General features: G+C 67.7%; 11 protein-coding genes and 1 riboswitch. Of the genes, 1 reads left to right on the top strand and 10 read right to left on the bottom strand.

Features of this window, described 5'->3' with window-relative positions; translation table 11 throughout:
- The first annotated feature begins 167 nt into the window (after positions 1–167).
- Complete coding sequence (locus FHQ07_RS04045; protein ID WP_139715501.1) at positions 168–2,834, top strand: M1 family metallopeptidase; 2,667 nt, start codon at positions 168–170, stop codon at positions 2,832–2,834.
- A 75-nt stretch (positions 2,835–2,909) separates the two neighbouring features.
- On the opposite strand, the gene FHQ07_RS04040 is transcribed toward FHQ07_RS04045, so the two are convergent.
- The 10 genes from FHQ07_RS04040 to FHQ07_RS03995 all read right to left on the bottom strand — a co-directional run bounded on the left by FHQ07_RS04040 (position 2,910) and on the right by FHQ07_RS03995 (position 16,785).
- Positions 2,910–5,795 (bottom strand): TonB-dependent receptor domain-containing protein, encoded by a 2,886-nt coding sequence (locus FHQ07_RS04040; protein ID WP_206202348.1) that lies wholly within the window; start codon positions 5,793–5,795, stop codon positions 2,910–2,912.
- A 213-nt stretch (positions 5,796–6,008) separates the two neighbouring features.
- A complete protein-coding gene (gene gcvP, locus FHQ07_RS04035) occupies positions 6,009–8,945 on the bottom strand; it encodes an aminomethyl-transferring glycine dehydrogenase (protein WP_139715499.1) in 2,937 nt (978 codons plus the stop codon).
- 34 nt (positions 8,946–8,979) lie between these two features.
- Positions 8,980–9,110, bottom strand: a riboswitch (glycine riboswitch).
- A gap of 98 nt (positions 9,111–9,208) precedes the next feature.
- Entirely contained in the window at positions 9,209–10,465 is a 1,257-nt protein-coding gene (locus FHQ07_RS04030) for an amino acid permease (protein WP_240703541.1), read from the bottom strand.
- 84 nt (positions 10,466–10,549) lie between these two features.
- Entirely contained in the window at positions 10,550–11,635 is a 1,086-nt protein-coding gene (locus tag FHQ07_RS04025; RefSeq protein WP_139715494.1) for an aromatic ring-hydroxylating oxygenase subunit alpha, read from the bottom strand.
- Between the two features lie 79 nt (positions 11,636–11,714).
- The gene (locus FHQ07_RS04020) at positions 11,715–13,703 is read right to left on the bottom strand and encodes a M2 family metallopeptidase (RefSeq protein WP_139715492.1); all 1,989 of its coding nucleotides are present in this window, start codon (positions 13,701–13,703) and stop codon (positions 11,715–11,717) included.
- 94 nt (positions 13,704–13,797) lie between these two features.
- Positions 13,798–14,280 (bottom strand): hypothetical protein, encoded by a 483-nt coding sequence (locus tag FHQ07_RS04015; protein WP_139717858.1) that lies wholly within the window; start codon positions 14,278–14,280, stop codon positions 13,798–13,800.
- Positions 14,281–14,293: 13 nt separating this feature from the next.
- Positions 14,294–14,560 (bottom strand): cell division topological specificity factor MinE, encoded by a 267-nt coding sequence (gene minE, locus FHQ07_RS04010; RefSeq protein ID WP_139715490.1) that lies wholly within the window; start codon positions 14,558–14,560, stop codon positions 14,294–14,296.
- Between the two features lie 3 nt (positions 14,561–14,563).
- Positions 14,564–15,376 carry a septum site-determining protein MinD gene (gene minD / locus FHQ07_RS04005; RefSeq protein ID WP_139715488.1) on the bottom strand — a complete coding sequence of 271 codons (813 nt, stop codon included), beginning with the start codon at positions 15,374–15,376 and terminating at the stop codon, positions 14,564–14,566.
- 30 nt (positions 15,377–15,406) lie between these two features.
- Positions 15,407–16,174, bottom strand: a complete 768-nt coding sequence (minC, locus tag FHQ07_RS04000) for a septum site-determining protein MinC (protein WP_139715486.1) — start codon at positions 16,172–16,174, stop codon at positions 15,407–15,409.
- Positions 16,171–16,785, bottom strand: coding sequence for a GNAT family N-acetyltransferase (locus tag FHQ07_RS03995; protein ID WP_139715484.1), 615 nt, complete (start codon positions 16,783–16,785; stop codon positions 16,171–16,173). Before FHQ07_RS03995 ends, minC begins: the two co-directional genes overlap by 4 nt.
- Positions 16,786–16,916 lie beyond the last annotated feature (131 nt).

Below are 16,916 nucleotides of genomic sequence, written 5' to 3'. Positions count from 1 at the left end.
GGTCATGCATTCGCGTGTTCAGGAGGCCCGGGAGCGCGGGGCGCCCGGTTTTCGTGCGCAGGTCGTGACTTCCGGCGGTGTCGTCCCCCATGCGTGGTCGCGATGATCGGCGGTCATGCGGGCCGTCCGCGCCCGCGCATCCCCAAGACCCAAGCCAAGGACATCCCATGCGTCGCAACCTGGTGACCGCTGCAATCACGCTCGCGCTGTGCGGGGCCGCTTCCCTGGCGTCGGCGCAGACGCCGGCCGAAATTTCCCGCGCGGCGAATCCGCCCGCGGTCCGCGCGACCACCCAGCTGCCGCACGGGGTGAAGCCTTCGCACTATGCGATCGAAGTCACCCCGCACGCGGACAAGATGGCGTTCGACGGGAAGGTGAAGATCAGCCTGGACGTGCTCGAGCCGACGCCGACGATCGTGCTGCAGGCGGTCAACATGAGCTTCGCCAACAGCGTGCTGACCGGCGCGTCCGGCAAGAAGCTGGTGCCGAAGGTGAGCGTGGATGCCGAGAACCAGACCGCGACCTTCGCCTTCGCTGCCCCGCTGGCGGCGGGCAGCTACGTGCTGGCCACCGATTACACCGGCGTCATCAACACCCAGGCCAACGGCCTGTTCGCGATCGACTACGACACCGATGCCGGCAAGCAGCGCGCGCTGTACACCCAGTTCGAGAATTCGGATGCGCGCAAGTTCGTGCCGTCGTGGGACGAGCCGAACTTCAAGGCGACCTTCGACCTGACCGTCAACGCGCCGGCCGCGCAGATGGCGGTCAGCAACATGCCGGTCGTCGAATCGAAGGACATCGGCAACGGCCTGAAGCGGGTCGTGTTCCAGACCTCGCCGAAGATGTCGACCTACCTGCTGTTCCTCGGCCTCGGCGAATTCGACCGCGCCACCGACAGCGTGGACGGCACCGAGGTCGGGGTGGTCACGCCGAAGGGCAAGGTGGGCCAGGCCGCAGGCGCGCTGGAAGCGTCCAAGCTGGTGCTGAAGGAATACAACGACTACTTCGGGGTCAAGTACCCGCTGCCGAAGCTCGACAACATCGCCGCGCCGGGCCGCAGCCAGTTCTTCAGTGCGATGGAGAACTGGGGCGCGATCTTCACCTTCGAGTACGCGCTGCTGGTCGATCCCAAGATCTCCACCATCGGCAACGTGCAGGGCATCTTCTCGATCGCCGCGCACGAGATCGCCCACCAGTGGTTCGGCGACCTGGTGACCATGAGCTGGTGGGACGACCTGTGGCTCAACGAGGGCTTCGCCACCTGGATGGCCGCGCGCACCACCGCCAAGTTCCATCCGGAATGGAAGACCGAACTCGGCGCGGTCGGCGGCCGCGAGGGCGCGATGAGCCGCGACGCCGTGGCGACCACCCACCCGGTGGTGCAGAAGATCGAGACCGTGGAGCAGGCCAGCCAGGCCTTCGACGCGATCACCTACAGCAAGGGCGGTGCGGTGATCCGCATGCTGGAGAACTACGTCGGCGAGGACGCGTGGCGCGAGGGCGTGCGCGCGTACATGCGCACGCACGCCTACGGCAACACCGTGTCCGACGACCTGTGGAGCGCGGTGCAGACCGCGGCCGGCAAGCCGATCCTCGATATCGCGCACGACTTCACCCTGCAGCCGGGCGTGCCGCTGATCACGGTGGATTCCGCGACCTGCGCGAACGGCAACACCACCCTGCAGTTCACCCAGGGCGAGTTCACCAAGGATCGCCCGGGCAAGACGCCGCTGCGCTGGCGCGTGCCGGTGGTGGCGCAGGCGGTGGGCGGCGCGCGCGTCGACACCGTGGTCGAAGGCGGCAAGGGCTCGCTGGTGGTGCCGGGCTGCGGCGCGGTGGTGGTCAACGCGGGGCAGGGCGGCTACTACCGCACGCTGTACGGCGCCGAGCAGTTCGCCGCGATCAGCAAGGGTTTTGCCACCCTGTCGACGATGGACCAGCTCGGCATCATGAACGACACCTGGGCGCTGGGCATGGGCGGGCTGCGTTCCGCGTCCGACTACCTCGACCTTGCCAAGAACGTGCCGGCCGACGCCGATCCGGCGATCTGGTCCGACATCGCCGGCAGCCTGTCCGGCCTCGATGGCTATTACGACGGCGACGCCAAGCGCCAGGCCAAGTTCCGCAAGTTCGCGCTGTCGGTGCTGCGCCCGGCGTTCGCGCGGATCGGCTGGAACGCGAAGGCGGACGATTCCGCGCCGGTGCAGCTGCTGCGCACGCAGCTGATCGGCACCCTGGCCGGGCTCGATGACGAGGCCGTGATCGCCGAGGCGCGCCGCCGTTTCGCCGCCGGTCCGGACGACGCGAACGCGATGCCGCCGGCCTTGCGCAACACCATCACCGGCATCGTCGCCTACAACGCCGACGCCGCGACCTGGGACAAGCTGCACGCGATGGCGAAGGCGGAGAAGACCCCGCTGATCAAGGACTCGCTGTACAGCATGCTGTCGATCGCCAAGGACAAGGCGCTGGCGCAGCGCGCGCTGGAACTCGCCCTGACCGACGAGCCGGGCGCCACCAACAGCGCGGGCATGATCGGCGCGGTGTCCGGTTCGCATCCGGACATGGCCTTCGATTTCGCGCTGGCCCATCGCGAGCAGGTCGACAAGCTGGTCGACTCCACCTCGCAGGCGCGCTACTACCCCGGCATCGGCGGTGGTTCCTCGGACAAGGCGATGATCGGCAAGCTGCGCGCGTACGCCGACAAGTACATCGCGCCGAGCTCGCGCAACGCCACCGAGACCGCGATCGCCAACATCGAGTACCGCCTCAAGGTGCGCGAGACCCGGATCCCGGCGATCGACGCCTGGTTGCAGAAGCACGGCGGCTGATCCAGCCGGCTCCGTGGAACGCGAAGGCCCCGCAGTGCGGGGCCTTCGTTTTTCGTGCGTTGCCAGCGCGGGATGTCAGAAGCTGTATTCCGCCAGCAGCGTGTAGGCGCGGCCACGCGGGTCGGCGATGCGCGCTTCCCACGCGGCACCCGCGGCGAAGTCGTTCTGGTGCGCGGTGAACGGCGGGTCCTTGTCGGTCAGGTTCTTGATGCCGAAGGCGAGCTTCAGGTCCGGGATGCCCTTCCAGGTGATGCTGTAGTCGTAGGTGGTGTAGCCGTCCACCCGCGGCTTCCAGCCGGTCGGGATGTAGCTGCCATTGGCCACACTGGGCGGCAGTTCGTCGTAGTAGCCGTCGCGGTGCAGCTGGCTGAGGTTGTGCGACCAGTTGCCGCGGGTGTAACCGAAGGTCAGCGAATGCTTCCAGCGGATCGGCAGGTTGTAGTAGCGCACGTACTTGCCGACCAGGTTGGTGCTGTACGGCAGCGATTCGAGCGCTTTGGTCTTGAACAGGTTGATCAGGCTGCCGTTGAGGTTGATGTTCCAGCGTCCGCCAGCCACCTCTCCGTTGAGGTTGGCGTCGAGCTCGACGCCGCGCATCAGGCTGCCGCCGGAATTGATGTAGCGGCGGTCGATCGCCACCACCTCGCCGCCTTCGCGGATCCAGTTGTCCTGGAAGATGCCGTAGTACTGGATCAACACGTCGCGAGGCGCGGAACGGATGGTGTTGACGCGTTCGATCTCCCACCAGTCCAGGGCGATGTTGAATTGCGACATCGGCGAGTACACCAGGCCGAAGCTCTTCTGCCTGGATTCCTCGGGAGAGAGGCCGGGGTTGCCGCCGAACAGTTCGACCGGGCGGATCACTTCGCAACCGGCCACGTTGGGATTGGCCACGCCGCTCGGGCAGGTCGCGGGGTCGGCCAGGTCGAGGCCGACGTACTGCACTTCGCTGATGCCGTTGAACAGCTGGTTGAAGTTCGGCACCTTGAAGCCGGTGCTGTACGCGCCGCGGAACAGCAGCGATTCGAACGGCTGGTACTTGAACGAGACCTTCGGGTTGCTGGTGCCGCCGAAGCCGCTGTAGTCGTCGTAGCGGCCGGCCAGGTTCAGGTCGAAGTGCTTGAACAGCGGCAGCTGGAACTCGACGTAGACAGCACGGATGTCGCGGCTGACGTCGCCCAGTGCATTGGCATCGTCGAACGGCGCATTGAACACGGCGCGCTTGTTGCTGCGCTGGTCGCCGTCGAAATGGAATTCCTCACGGCGCAGGTCGATGCCGGCGGCCATCGCGATGTTGCCGCCGGGCAGGCGGAAGAAGCCGAGGTCGCCGGAGATGGAGGCATCGAGCGAGGTCACCAGCGATTCGCCGCCGTAGAGCTTCACGCCCCGGGCCGAAGCCGCATCCAGCGCCGCCATCGCGGCGGCGGATTGCTCCTGCCCGGGGGCGAGGAAGGGGTTGATCAGCCCGCTGCCGAGCGCCGCCTTCAGCGCATCGGTGTAGTGGAAGCCGCTGCCCAGGATCGACTCGGACTTGCTGGAACCGCGGGTCAGGCCGGCGTCGTAGCTCCAGTCGCCGATCAGGCCGCCGATGCCGGCGACGAAGCGGTAGGACTTGGTGGTGGTTTCGATCTGGCGCGGCCCGCAGGCCATGCAGCGCCAGCGGTAGGCGATCGGCGCGCCGTAGTTGAGCTGGCCGGCACCGAAATAGCCGGCGAGCGCGTTGTACACCGCGTCGTAGGTCGCCTTGGTCGTGGCATTGAGCGGATACCAGGTGCTCTGGCCCAGCGACGTGGCGGCGGTGCTGGTGCTGGACGAGATCTGGTTCGGCTCGAAGGTCTTGGCGACATCGACCTTGGATGCGGTCAGTTCGACGTAAGCCTCGTGCCCACTGCCGATGCGGAACGTGGCGCGACCGATGAAGTCCACGCTGTCCTGTGGTTGCTGGATCACCGCGGCGGCGGGGTAGTCCCAGGCGCAGGCGTACTTCGAGGCCGGCGAATTCCAGATGCGGTAGGCATAAGGGCCCATGTCGTCGCCAGCGGCCTCGCAGCCCGCCGCGCCGGGCAGGTTGAAGATGTTGACGGCAGTGAGGCGGGTCGGATTGCCCGCTTCCAGCACCCCGTTCTTCAACATGCTGCTGGCGCCAACGCCGGTGCTGCCAAGACTGAACACGGTCGCGAACGGCGTGCCGCGGGTATCCGGCGAGAGGCCGCGATCGGGCTGGAACGTATAGGAGAAATCGCGGTCGCTGCCGCGCAGGATGGTGTTGCGCTTGACGCTGACCGTGCCGAAGGCGTTCCAGCCGTCCTTGTCGAGGTCGCCATGGCCGAACAGGACGCTGCCGCGCTGGATGTTGCCGCCACCGGCCTCGGTATAGTCGACGAAGGCGGAGACCTGCGCGCCCTGGAAGTCGCGCTTGGTGATGAAGTTGATCACGCCGCCGATGGCGTCGGTGCCGTAGATCGCCGAGGCGCCGTCGCGCAGCACCTCCACCCGTTCGATCGCGGCGAACGGGATCGCGTTGAGGTCGACAGCGCGGCCTTTCAGTCCATGGGTCGCCACCCGGCGACCGTTGAGCAGTACCAGCGTCGCATCCGCGCCCTGTCCACGCAGGTTGGCGCCGGAGACGCCGTTGTTGCCCCGTTGTTCCTCGCTGACGATGCCGCCATTGCTGGCCAGGTTGTCGGACCCGTTGCCGGCGATGTTGAGCTGCATCAGCAGCTGTTCGGCGGAGGTGATGCCAGCCGCATCGATCTGATCCTTGGTGAAGGAGGTGATCGGCAGCGACTGCTCGATTTCGGCGCGCTTGATGCGCGAACCGGTGACCGTCACCTGGTCGAGGGTCTTGACCTTGCTCGCAGTATCGGTGGCGTCGGATTGCTGGGCCATCGCCGGCATGGCCATTGCGGCGAGCAGGGCGAGGCTGAGACGGCGGATATTCGGCATCGCATGTGCAGGCATGGAACTCCCTCCCCGGGACGAATGGCGATGGGCGGCGGCCGTGTCGGCCGTCGCGGAGCGGTTGCCTGCCGGCGTCTCTCCCCGGACGGGTGGCAGGGCGGCCCTGCCGCCTAATCTAGACGGTAATCGATGCCCGTGGAACACGGGCAGCCCCCGATGCGAAAAAGCCCCGCGATGCGGGGCTCTTCGGTGTGCCTGGTTGGCGAAGCGAGGTCAGACCGCCATCGGCTCGCTGAAGGCTTCCGGCTCGTCCTTGAAGTCGCCGATCGGCACGCAGCTGCAGAACACGTTCTTGTCGCCGTAGACGTTGTCTACGCGCGCCACCGGCGGCCAGTACTTCTGCTGCCTCAGGGTGGCCAGCGGGAACACCGCCAGCTCGCGGCTGTAGCCGTGGTTCCATTCCGCCGCCGCGGCTTGGGTCGCGGTGTGCGGGGCGTGCTTGAGCGGGTTGTCCTCGCGATCCAGTTCGCCGCGTTCGACCATGCGGATCTCCTCGCGGATCTGGATCATCGCGTCGATGAAGCGGTCGAGTTCGTGCAGGGATTCGGATTCGGTCGGTTCCACCATCAGCGTGCCGGCGACCGGGAAGCTCAGGGTCGGCGCGTGGAAGCCGAAATCGATCAGGCGCTTGGCCACGTCTTCCGCGCTGATGCCGGTGGCGTCCTTGATCGGGCGCAGGTCGAGGATGCACTCGTGCGCGACCAGGCCGTTGCGGCCGGTGTACAGGGTCGGGTAATGCGCGGCGAGGCGCTTGGCCAGGTAATTGGCGTTGAGCATCGCGACCTGGGTCGCCTTGCGCAGGCCTTCGGCGCCCATCAGGGTGATGTACATCCAGCTGATCGGCAGGATGCTGGCGCTGCCGTAGCTGGCGGCGCTGACCAACGCGCCGTTGCCGATGCCGGCGGTCGCGAAGCCGTCGGCCTGCACGGCCTTCGGCAGGAACGGCGCCAGGTGCGACTTCACCGCGCATGGGCCGACGCCGGGGCCGCCGCCGCCGTGCGGGATGCAGAAGGTCTTGTGCAGGTTGAGGTGCGACACGTCCGAACCCCACTTGCCCGGCTTGGCCACGCCGACCAGCGCGTTCATGTTGGCGCCGTCGGTGTACACCTGCCCGCCATGTTGGTGGACGATCTGGCAGATCGCGACCACGTCTTCCTCGAACACGCCGTGGGTGGACGGGTAGGTGATCATGATCGCGGCGAGGCGGTCGGAGTATTTCTCCGCCATGCGGCGGATGTCCTCGACGTCGACGTTGCCGTTGCCATCGCACTTGGTGACGACGACCTGCATGCCGCACATCTGCGCGCTGGCCGGGTTGGTGCCGTGCGCGGATTCCGGGATCAGGCAGATGTCGCGATGCGCTTCGCCGCGCGAGGCGTGGTGGGCGCGGATCGCCAGCAGGCCGGCGTATTCGCCCTGCGCGCCGGAATTCGGCTGCAGGCTGACCGCGTCGTAGCCGGTGCATTCCACCAGCATGTCTTCAAGGCCGCCGATCAGTTCCTTGTAACCCTGCGCCTGGTCCGCCGGCGCCAGCGGGTGGAGGTTGCCGAATTCCGGCCAGGTCACCGGGATCATCTCGGCGGTGGCGTTGAGCTTCATGGTGCAGCTGCCCAGCGGGATCATGGTGCGATCCATCGCCAGGTCCTTGTCCGCCAGCGAGCGCATGTAGCGCAGCAGCTCGTGTTCGCTGTGGTGGGTGTTGAACACCGGATGGGTCAGGAACTTCGAGCTGCGCTGCAACCCGGACGGGATCAGCGACGGCGCGCTTGCATCCAGCGCGTCGATGTCCGGCAACGTCGCGTCGTCGCCGCCGAAGATGCGCCACAGCAGTTCGATGTCCGCGCGGGTGGCGGTTTCGTCCAGCGAGATGCAGATGTAGTCGTTCCACGCCTTGCGCAGGTTGACGCCGTGGGCTTGCGCGCGCGCCATCAGCGCATCGGTCTTGCCGTCGGTCTTCAGGCTGATGGTGTCGAAGGCGGTGCCGTGGTGGTCGTGGCTGTAACCCAGCTGCGCCAGGCCGGCCTTGAGGATCGAGGCGAGGCGGTGCACGCGCTGGGCGATGCGGGTCAGTCCGTCCGGGCCGTGGTAGACCGCGTACATCGAGGCCATCACCGCCAGCAGCACCTGCGCGGTGCAGATGTTGGAGGTCGCCTTCTCGCGGCGGATGTGCTGCTCGCGGGTCTGCAGGGTCAGGCGGTAGGCCTTGTTGCCCTCGGCATCGACCGACACGCCGATCAGGCGGCCCGGCATCGAGCGCTTGTACGCATCGCGACAGGCCATGAACGCGGCATGCGGGCCGCCGAAACCGAACGGCACGCCGAAGCGCTGGGTATTGCCGATGACGATGTCGGCGCCCATCTCGCCCGGCGACTTCAACAAGGTCAATGCGAGCAGGTCGGTGGCGAACACCACCAGCGCGCCGCGCGCGTGGATGGTTTCGCAGTCCTGCGTCCAGTCGTGCAGCCAGCCGCTGGAGGCCGGGTACTGGATCAGCACGCCGAAGAAATCGCCCTTGTCCATCGCCGCCTGCCATTGCTCGGCGGAGTTCGCCAGCTCGATGGCGATGTCCAGCGGCTCGGCGCGGGTGCGCAGCAGTTCGATGGTCTGCGGGTGGGTGTCGCCGGAGACGAGGAAGGTGTTCGACTTCGATTTCGCCGAACGCTTGGCCAGCGTCATCGCTTCGGCCGCGGCGGTGGCTTCGTCGAGCAGGGACGCGTTGGCGATCTCCATGCCGGTGAGTTCGGCGCACATGGTCTGGAAGTTGATCAGCGCTTCCATGCGGCCTTGCGAGATCTCCGCCTGGTACGGCGTGTAGGCGGTGTACCAGGCCGGGTTCTCGAGGATGTTGCGCAGGATGACGTTCGGCGTGTGGGTGCCGTAATAACCCTGGCCGATGAAGCTGCGGAACACCCGGTTCTTGCCGGCGATGCCGCGGATCTTGGCCAGCGCTTCCACTTCGCTGATCGCCGGCGGCAGCGCCAGCGGCGATGCGGACTTGATCGAGGCCGGCACGATGGCATCGGTCAGCGCTTCGAGCGAAGCGTGGCCGACGATCTTGAGCATGCTGGCGATTTCGCCGTCGTTCGGGCCGATGTGGCGTGCGATGAAAGCGTCGTGGTGCTCGAGCGAGCGTAGCGAGGGCTGGGTCATGGCGGCATCCGGAAGCGCGATTGCGCGTGAGAGGGATGCCCGCTCTGTCCTTTTGCCTGAGAGTTTGGAAGCGCGCGGGCGGGGAGGGGATCCGCGCGGCCTCTTGCCCCTTCGGCGCCGGTACCGCGTCGTCCGTGCGGTGCCGATCTCTCCAGAGTGTAGTCACACGGCGGTCTGTGGCCTGAGCGATTCCGGGCGGTTGCGCCTTCGGCAGCGCGGCCTGGCCGAAAGGCCCGCGCGCTTCTCCCACCGTGCGGGCGGAATTATACCCCGGCGACTGGAAGCGGGCGGCGCTTCATCCACAGGTAGACCGGCAGGCCGGCCAGCAGCAGCACGGCGCCCCAGGCCAGCGCCTCGATGCCGGCCCCGGACAATGCGTACAGGCTGTACAGCAAGGCCAGCAGGGCCACGATCCGGCCGCCATTGCGGCCGCCGCTGTGCAGCCACGCGGCGCTGCTGGCGGCATAGGGCAGCAGGATCGCCGAGGTCGAGATCAGCAGGATGAAGGTGAACAGTTCCACCAGCGAGCGGCTGTAACTGGCGATCACCAGCAAGGTGGCGAGCACGCTGCCGACGAGGATGCCGAAGACGGGCGTGCCGTTGCGGTCGAGACGCGCGAAGGCGCGCGGGAACAGGCCGTCGCCGGCCGCGGCCAGCGAGACCTGCGCACAGACCATCACCCAGCCGTTGATCGCGCCGAAGGTGGAGACCGCGGCCAACACCGCGATCCCGAATGCGACGCCCGGCCCCCAGACGCGCCCGGCGGCTTCGGCCATCGGTGCACCGGACCCTTTGAGCACGTCGGTCGGCACCAGCCCGATCACCACGGTGCAGGCCAGGATGGTGGCAACGCCGGCCAGCAGGGTACCCAGCAGGGTGGCGCGCGGGATGGTGCGCTCGGGATCGCGGATCGACCCGGCCGGGACGGTGGCGACCTCGAGGCCGCACAAGGCCCACATGGTGAGGATCACCGTGGCGTGCGCCACCGCCGGCAGGCTGTCGCCACTGGGGTTGAACGGCACGTAGTGGCGGGCATCGACGAACCACAGCGCGACCAGGCCGAACAACAGCAACGGCACCAGTTTCAGCGCGGTCAGCAGCACCTGGAAGCGGCCGGCCTCGCGCAGCCCGGCCAGGTTGACGAAGGTGCAGATCCACAGCGCGACGAGTGCGCAGGTCGCCGCGCGTACCGGGGTGGCGGTCAATGCGGGGAAGATCGCGCCGATGCTGCCGGCGAAGGCGACCGCGATCGCCGCCAGGCCCGACCAGATCGAGATCCAGTAGCTCCAGGCGATGCCGAAGCCGGCGACGTCGCCGAACGAACGGCGCACATAGGCATACGGGCCGCCCGTGCACGGCCAATGCACCGCCAGCTTGGCGAAGGTCGCGGCCAGCAGCAGTGCGCCACACAGGGCAATGGCCCATCCGATCAGGCTGGCGGCACCGTACGGCGCCAGCGCGGCCGGCAGCAGGAACACGCCGCTGCCGATCATGCTGCCGACGACCAGTGCAGTGGACATCCACAAGCCTAGGGGTTTCGTCGCAGGCCGGGGTTCATTGCTTGCATCGGTCATGCGGCGTTCCTCGCTTGGATTTGCGTGCAGCTAGGCGATGGGTTCGGCGTTCTGGCGATACGCAGCGCGCAGCAATTCGTGGAAGTGGTGCACGCCGGTTTCGCGCAGCGGGTTCAATCGACCGGGCACGTAACTGCCGGAAGCGAAGCCGCGCTGCACGTCCTCGCAGATGCCGAGGTCCTCGTGCTGCACCTCGTCGCTGAAATCCAGGTCCGCATCGCGCTTCACCGGGTCGGGCTGGCCGGCATCGTCCAGCGCGTAGTAGCTGTCGAACAGCACCCGGCAGCGATCCACGCCCAGCGGGATCACCCGGTTGGTCTGCAGGCGGCCGGGGAGGATGTTGAGCATCGCGTTGGGCCACAGCCAGTAGTACAGCGCATCGCCGTTGCCGTACAGCGAGGCATCGCTTTCCAGCGGGCTCCATTGCAGCGAATGCCAGCGTTCCAGTTCGGTGCGATAGCTGCGGTAGTCGAGCAGACGGTTCAGGCCGGGATGCACGTGCGGGACGTGGTAGCCCTCGAGGTAGTTGTCGACGTACACCTTCCAGTTGCAGGCGATGTCGTAGCTGGCGCGATGGTGGCCGCCGTAATGTTCGAGTCCGCGATCCGGGCCGAGGCGCGCATCGATGCCGGCGACGAAGGCGTCGAAGTCGGGCGCATGGGCTTCATCGACGGCGGCGAACAGCATGCCCTGCCAGACCTTCGTCGCCAGCTGCGGCAGGCGCACGCCGGCGGGGTCGAAGTCCAGCGCGTCCTTCATTTCCGGTGCCGACTTGAGCACGCCGTCGAGGCCGTAGTTCCAGCCGTGGTAGCGGCAGCGCAACGATTTCGCGGCCAGCCCGTCGCATTGCGCGATCGGGCCGGCGCGGTGCCGGCACACGTTGTGGAACACGCGGATCTCGCCGTCGGCGCCGCGCACGCCGATCACCGGCAGGCCGCCGAGGTCGGCGACCACGTGGTCGCCGGCATCGCGCAGCTGGCTGACGTGGGCGATCAGCTGCCAGCTGCGGTCGAGGATGGCTTCGCGGTCGATGCCGGCCATCGCCGGCTCGACGTAGTAGCGCGCGGGCAGGGCGGTGGCGGTTGCGGCGGGTTGCGGGGCGAGGTCTTCGTGCATGCCGGCAGTATTGCGCTGGATCGGGAAAAAAAAGAAGGCCCGCGAGGCGGGCCTTCGATCGCGGCGCGGGAGCGGGCGTTCAGCCTGCCTTCGGCGCCGGTGCCGGTGCCGCAACGGCAGCGCCGGCCGCATTCCAGCCGCAGGTGCTGCCCGCGTTCTGTTCCTTCAACCAGGCCTGCAGCGGCGCGAAGTATTCCAGCACCGCGGAGGCGTCCATCTTCTCGCCGCCGCCGAGTTCCTTCAGCGTGGCCTGCCAAGGCTGGCTGGCGCCCTTGGACAGCATCGCCCAGTACTTCTTGCCGGCTTCCTTGTTGCCGTAGAAGCTGCATTCGTACAGCGGGCCCTTGTAGCCGGAGGCATCGCACAGGGCCTTGTAGAACTGGAACTGCAGCACGTGCGAGAGGAAATAGCGGGTGTACGGGGTATTGCCCGGCACGTGGTACTTCGCGCCCGGATCGAAGAAGTCCTCGCCGCGCGCGGTCACCGGGGCCACGCCCTGGTACTTCGCCTTCAGTTCCCACCAGGCCTTGTTGTAGTTGTCCGGCTTGATCGAGCCGTCGAACACGCCCCAGCGCCAGCGGTCGATCATCAGGCCGAACGGCAGGAACGCGACCTTGGCCAGGGCCATGCGCATCTGCGCGTTGATCAGCGCCTCCCGGCTCTGCTGCTGTTCGCCGACCAGGCCGACCGAGGCCAGGTACTTCGGCGTCATCGCCAGCACGATGGTGTCGCCGATCGCCTCGTGGAAGCCGTCGTGCGCGGCGTTCTGGAACAGCGGCGGCTGCTTGTTGTAGGCGAGGTCGTAATAGATGTGGCCGAGCTCGTGGTAGATCGTGGTCAGCTCTTCCTCGTTGGGCACGATGCACATCTTGGTGCGCACGTCGCCGGCCATGTTCATGTCCCAGGCGCTGGCGTGGCAGACCACGTCGCGGTCGCGCGGCTTGATGAACTGGGTCTTCTCCCAGTAGCTCTGCGGCAGTTTGGGCATGCCGAGCGAGACGTAGAAGTCCTGCGCGCGCTCGGTCATTCTCTTGGCGGTGGCCAGCGCGGCGGCGCGTTCGGCATCCACTTCGCGCTGCGCGGCGGATGCGCCCGGCGCACCCGGCTTGGCGCGTTCGCTCGTCAGGTCTTGCTGGGCGATGGCGCGCAGCGCCGAGTTGACGTCGAGGCTGCCGGCGCCCGGGTAGGGCTGCATCATGTCCCAGAGGTTGCCCCAGTCCTGCTGCCACAGGTTGCCCATCAGGTGCGCGGGCAGCATGCCGCCGGCGACCTCGCCCTTGTCCTTGCCGTACTTGGCGTCGAGCTTGCCGCGCGCATAGCAATGCAGCTGTTCGTACAACGGCTTGACCTGGTCCCACAGGCGGTCGGTCTCGGCGGACAGTTCGGCCGGGCTCATGTCGTAGCCGGAACGCCACATCTCGCCGGCGTCGGCGAAGCCCATTTCCCTGGCGCCTTCGTTGACCAGTTCGGCGAAGCGGATGTAGTCCTTGCGCATCGGCTGGCTGATCGTGTGCCAGCCCTGCCAGGCATCCAGCTGTGCGTCGTAGTCGCGGCTCTTGGCCAGCACTTCGCTGAGCTGGCCGATGTCGCGGCAGCTCTTGGCATCGCCATCGCCCTTGCAGTAGCTGCCGGAGCCGTACATGCCTTCCATGCGGGTCGCGATCTGGGTCAGCTCTTCCAGCTTCTTCGGGTCCTTCGGCGCCGGCATCGCGGTCATCAGCTTGAGCAGCTTGATCGCGCGCGCCGTTTCGGGCGACAGCTTCTGGCCGTCGAAGCGCTTGGACTGCTCGATCCAGCCGTTGAGCTGCGACAGCCAGCGTTCGTTGGCCTTGGCCGCCAGCATCTCGGTGTCGCTGTTGATGTAGGTGTTGGACAGCCACTGCGCCGAGGTCAGCTCCGCGTAGCTCTTGCGGTATTCGTCGTTGACGCGGGCGATGAACTGGTCGGCGGTTTCGCCGGCCGGCGGCGCGGCGCCCGCGGCGGCCGTGGCGGCGGGCTCGCGCTTGCAGGCGGCAAGGCCGAGGCTGCCGGCGATGGCAAGGGCGAGCAGGGCGGGGCGTAGCTTCACGGGACGTACCTCGACGGCGCGATGCGCAGGAACGGCAAGGCTACCGTGTTCGCCGACGGCCGCAAGTGAAGCGCCAGGCCCCGGCCGCGGCCGCCTAGGCGCCGGTGGGGAACAGCAGTGCGCGCTGGCCGTCGATCAGGCCGTGCGCCTGCAGCCAGGCCCACGCATCGTCGGCATCGTGCTCGACATAGGCGGCGGCCGAGCCGAGCCGGAAGGTGTAGCCCCAGGCATCCATGTCGGCCAGCACGCGCGCGAGGCCGACGCCGGGCAGGGCATCGGCCAGCAGCGCCTGCAGCACGCAGACCGCGTTCTCTTCCTCGATGGAATCGGTGGCGTCGGTATGCACGGCGGCGCGGCGCTCCGGCGGCAGCACGATCAGGTGGCCGGCTTCGTGCAGCAGCGAATGCACCGGCGTGTCGCCGCGCGCATACACCGAGGTGCCGATGATGCCGGCCTCGCGTTCGCCCCAGTAGCTGCCGGGAATCGGTTCGCCGTCGGCGACGCGCAGCAGGGTCAGGCCGTGGCGATGGAGCAGGGCGGCGGCATCGTCGAAGCCGATGTCCGCCATGGTCAGCATCATGCGGTCCGGATCAGGCGCCCGCCGGCGCGCCGCGCTCCGGCAACGACACCGAGATGTCGAGCACGTCGTGCTCGCCGTCCTTGACCACGTCGACCTTGACCGCGTCGGCGTCGACGTTCACGTACTTGCGGATCACCTCGAGGATCTCGCGACGCATCAGCGGCAGGTAATCCGGCGCGCCCTGCGAACTGCGTTCCTGCGCGATGATGATCTGCAGGCGGTTCTTGGCGGTGGCGGCGGTGGTCTTCTTGGGCTTCAGGAAATCGAAGATCGACATGCCTCAACCCCCGAACAGCTTGCTGAAGAAACCCTTCTTCTCCAGCGTGGTGAAGCGCATCGGCCGCTCCTCGCCCATCAAGCGCGCGACCGCGTCGCCATAGGCCTGGCCGGCGTTGGACTCGGCATCCATGATCACCGGCTCGCCCTTGTTCGACGCGTTCAGCACGTCGCCGGATTCCGGGATCACGCCGATCGTCTTCAGGCCCAGCACTTCCTCGACGTCGGCGATCGACAGCATCTCGCCGTTCTCCACGCGTTGCGGGCTGTAGCGGGTCAGCAGCAGGTAGGCGGTGACGTCGCCGTCGCCGTGCTCCGCGCGGCGGGTCTTGCTGGCGAGCAGGCCGAGGATGCGGTCGGAATCGCGCACGCTGGATACTTCCGGGTTCACCACCACCACCGCCTTGTCGGCGAAGTACATCGCCAGGAACGCGCCCTTCTCGATGCCGGCCGGCGAGTCGCAGATGATGTAGTCGAAGCCGTCGTCGGCCAGGTCCTTCAGCACCTTCTCCACGCCTTCCTTGGTCAGCGCGTCCTTGTCGCGGGTCTGCGACGCGGCCAGCACGTACAGGTTCTCGAAGCGCTTGTCCTTGATCAGCGCCTGCTTCAGCGTGGCCTCGCCATGGATCACGTTGACGAAGTCGTACACCACGCGGCGCTCGCAGCCCATGATCAGGTCGAGGTTGCGCAGGCCGACGTCGAAGTCGATGACCGCCACTTTCTTGCCGTGGCGCGCCAGCCCGGTGGCGATGCTGGCGCTGGAAGTGGTCTTGCCGACGCCGCCCTTGCCCGATGTGACTACGATGATTTCCGCCAAGTTGGCTTCTCCGTTGGAACGTGATGCGCGCTAGTCGAGCGCGGCGAGTTTGATTTGCCCATTGTCCAGCCAGACCTGCACGGCCTTGCCGCGCAAGTCCTTCGGGATGTCTTCCAGCACCTTGTAGTGCCCTGCCACCGCGACCAGTTCCGCGTGGAATTCGCGGCAGAAGATCCGCGCGTCCTCGTTGCCCTGCGCGCCGGCCAGGGCGCGGCCGCGCAAGGCGCCGTAGATGTGGATGCTGCCGTCGGCGATCACCTCGGCGCCGGCGCCGACCGCGCTGAGCACGGTCAGGTCGCGGTTGTCGGCGTACACCTGCTGGCCGGAACGCACCGGCGATTTCTGCACCAGCCCGGGGGCCGCGTTGGTGGCCGCAGCCTTCGCGGCGACCGGGGCCGGTTCGCTGGCCTTCGCCCGCGGCGCGGGTTCGGGCGCCGCGGCGGCGTCGCCATCGGCGCGTTCGTATTGCGCGCGGAACTTGGCCAGCAGCGGCAACCCGAGTTGCTGCGACAGCGCTTCGATCTCTTTCGTGCCATAGGCCAGCGCGACCGGCAGCACGCCGGCGGTGCGCAGGCCGTCGACCAGGGCGCGGGCGTCATCGATGGACGGCGTCTTGCTCAGGCCGCCGAAGTCCAGCACCACCGCCGCGCGCGCGAACAGGTTCGGCGCGCGCTGCACGCGGTCCTGCATCTCGGCGGCGAGTTGCGCCACGTCCAGGGTGCGCACGCGCAGGTTGGCGATGCCGACCTGGCCGAATTTCAGTTCGCCGGCCTGGGCGTAATCGACCACCGCGCTCATGCGCGCAGGCCCGTCGCGCGGTTGGCCGTGCGCACCGGGCGCGGATGCAGCAGCCAGGGTTCGCCGGGCAGGGCGTCGCCGTAGGTGTCGCGCACCCACGGGTAGCTGCACAGCGGCTTCATCAGCATCGCCGCGCGGACGTCGTGCTCCGCCCGGTTCTCGACATGCATGGCGTGCTGGCCGACTTCGCGGAAACCGAAACTGCCGTGGAACAGCAATGCGTGGTCGGTGCCCGGCTGCAGGAAGACTTCGCAGGCCATCTGCGGATAGCGCAACTCGGCGTAGCTCTGCACATCCGCGTACAGGGCGCGGCCGACGCCGCCGCCGCGGCGGCGGCTGGCCACCGCGACGCGGTCGATGTAGAAGAAATCCGGATAGCGTTCGCGGAACCAGGCGAAGTTGCTGCTGTCGTGCTCCGCATGCGCGCCGAAGCCGATCAGGAAGCCGGCGATCGCCCCGTCGCGCTCGGCGACGCGGAAGTATTCCGCGCTGTCGTACAACTGGCGGAGCCTGGCCGCGTCGAGGGGAAGGATCGCAGGTCCTGCGGCGTTGTTCAGGGCGAGGACGGAATCCAGCTCGTGCTCGCGCACGTCGCGGATGGCGATCGACATTCCTTGGCTCCGTATGGCTTGCTGCGGACTGCCGCGCCGGGGCGCGGACCGGGCAGATTATCGCATGCGCCGGCAATGGCGGCCATGACCTTCGGCGCGGGCACGGCCCGCATTAAGGGGTTATAAAACGC

It is taken from the genome of Thermomonas aquatica, from assembly GCF_006337105.1.
Taxonomy (GTDB): Bacteria; Pseudomonadota; Gammaproteobacteria; order Xanthomonadales; family Xanthomonadaceae; genus Thermomonas; species Thermomonas aquatica.
This window is presented reverse-complemented; position numbering and strand designations above follow the sequence as displayed.

Coding starts and splice junctions, on each gene's coding strand:
- FHQ07_RS04045 (WP_139715501.1), top strand. CDS start 168: ATGCGTCGCAACCTGGTGACCGCTGCAATCACGCTCGCGCTGTGCGGG.
- FHQ07_RS04040 (WP_206202348.1), bottom strand. CDS start 5,795: ATGCCTGCACATGCGATGCCGAATATCCGCCGTCTCAGCCTCGCCCTG.
- gcvP (WP_139715499.1), bottom strand. CDS start 8,945: ATGACCCAGCCCTCGCTACGCTCGCTCGAGCACCACGACGCTTTCATC.
- FHQ07_RS04030 (WP_240703541.1), bottom strand. CDS start 10,465: ATGTCCACTGCACTGGTCGTCGGCAGCATGATCGGCAGCGGCGTGTTC.
- FHQ07_RS04025 (WP_139715494.1), bottom strand. CDS start 11,635: ATGCACGAAGACCTCGCCCCGCAACCCGCCGCAACCGCCACCGCCCTG.
- FHQ07_RS04015 (WP_139717858.1), bottom strand. CDS start 14,280: ATGCTGACCATGGCGGACATCGGCTTCGACGATGCCGCCGCCCTGCTC.
- minE (WP_139715490.1), bottom strand. CDS start 14,560: ATGTCGATCTTCGATTTCCTGAAGCCCAAGAAGACCACCGCCGCCACC.
- minC (WP_139715486.1), bottom strand. CDS start 16,174: ATGAGCGCGGTGGTCGATTACGCCCAGGCCGGCGAACTGAAATTCGGC.
- FHQ07_RS03995 (WP_139715484.1), bottom strand. CDS start 16,785: ATGTCGATCGCCATCCGCGACGTGCGCGAGCACGAGCTGGATTCCGTC.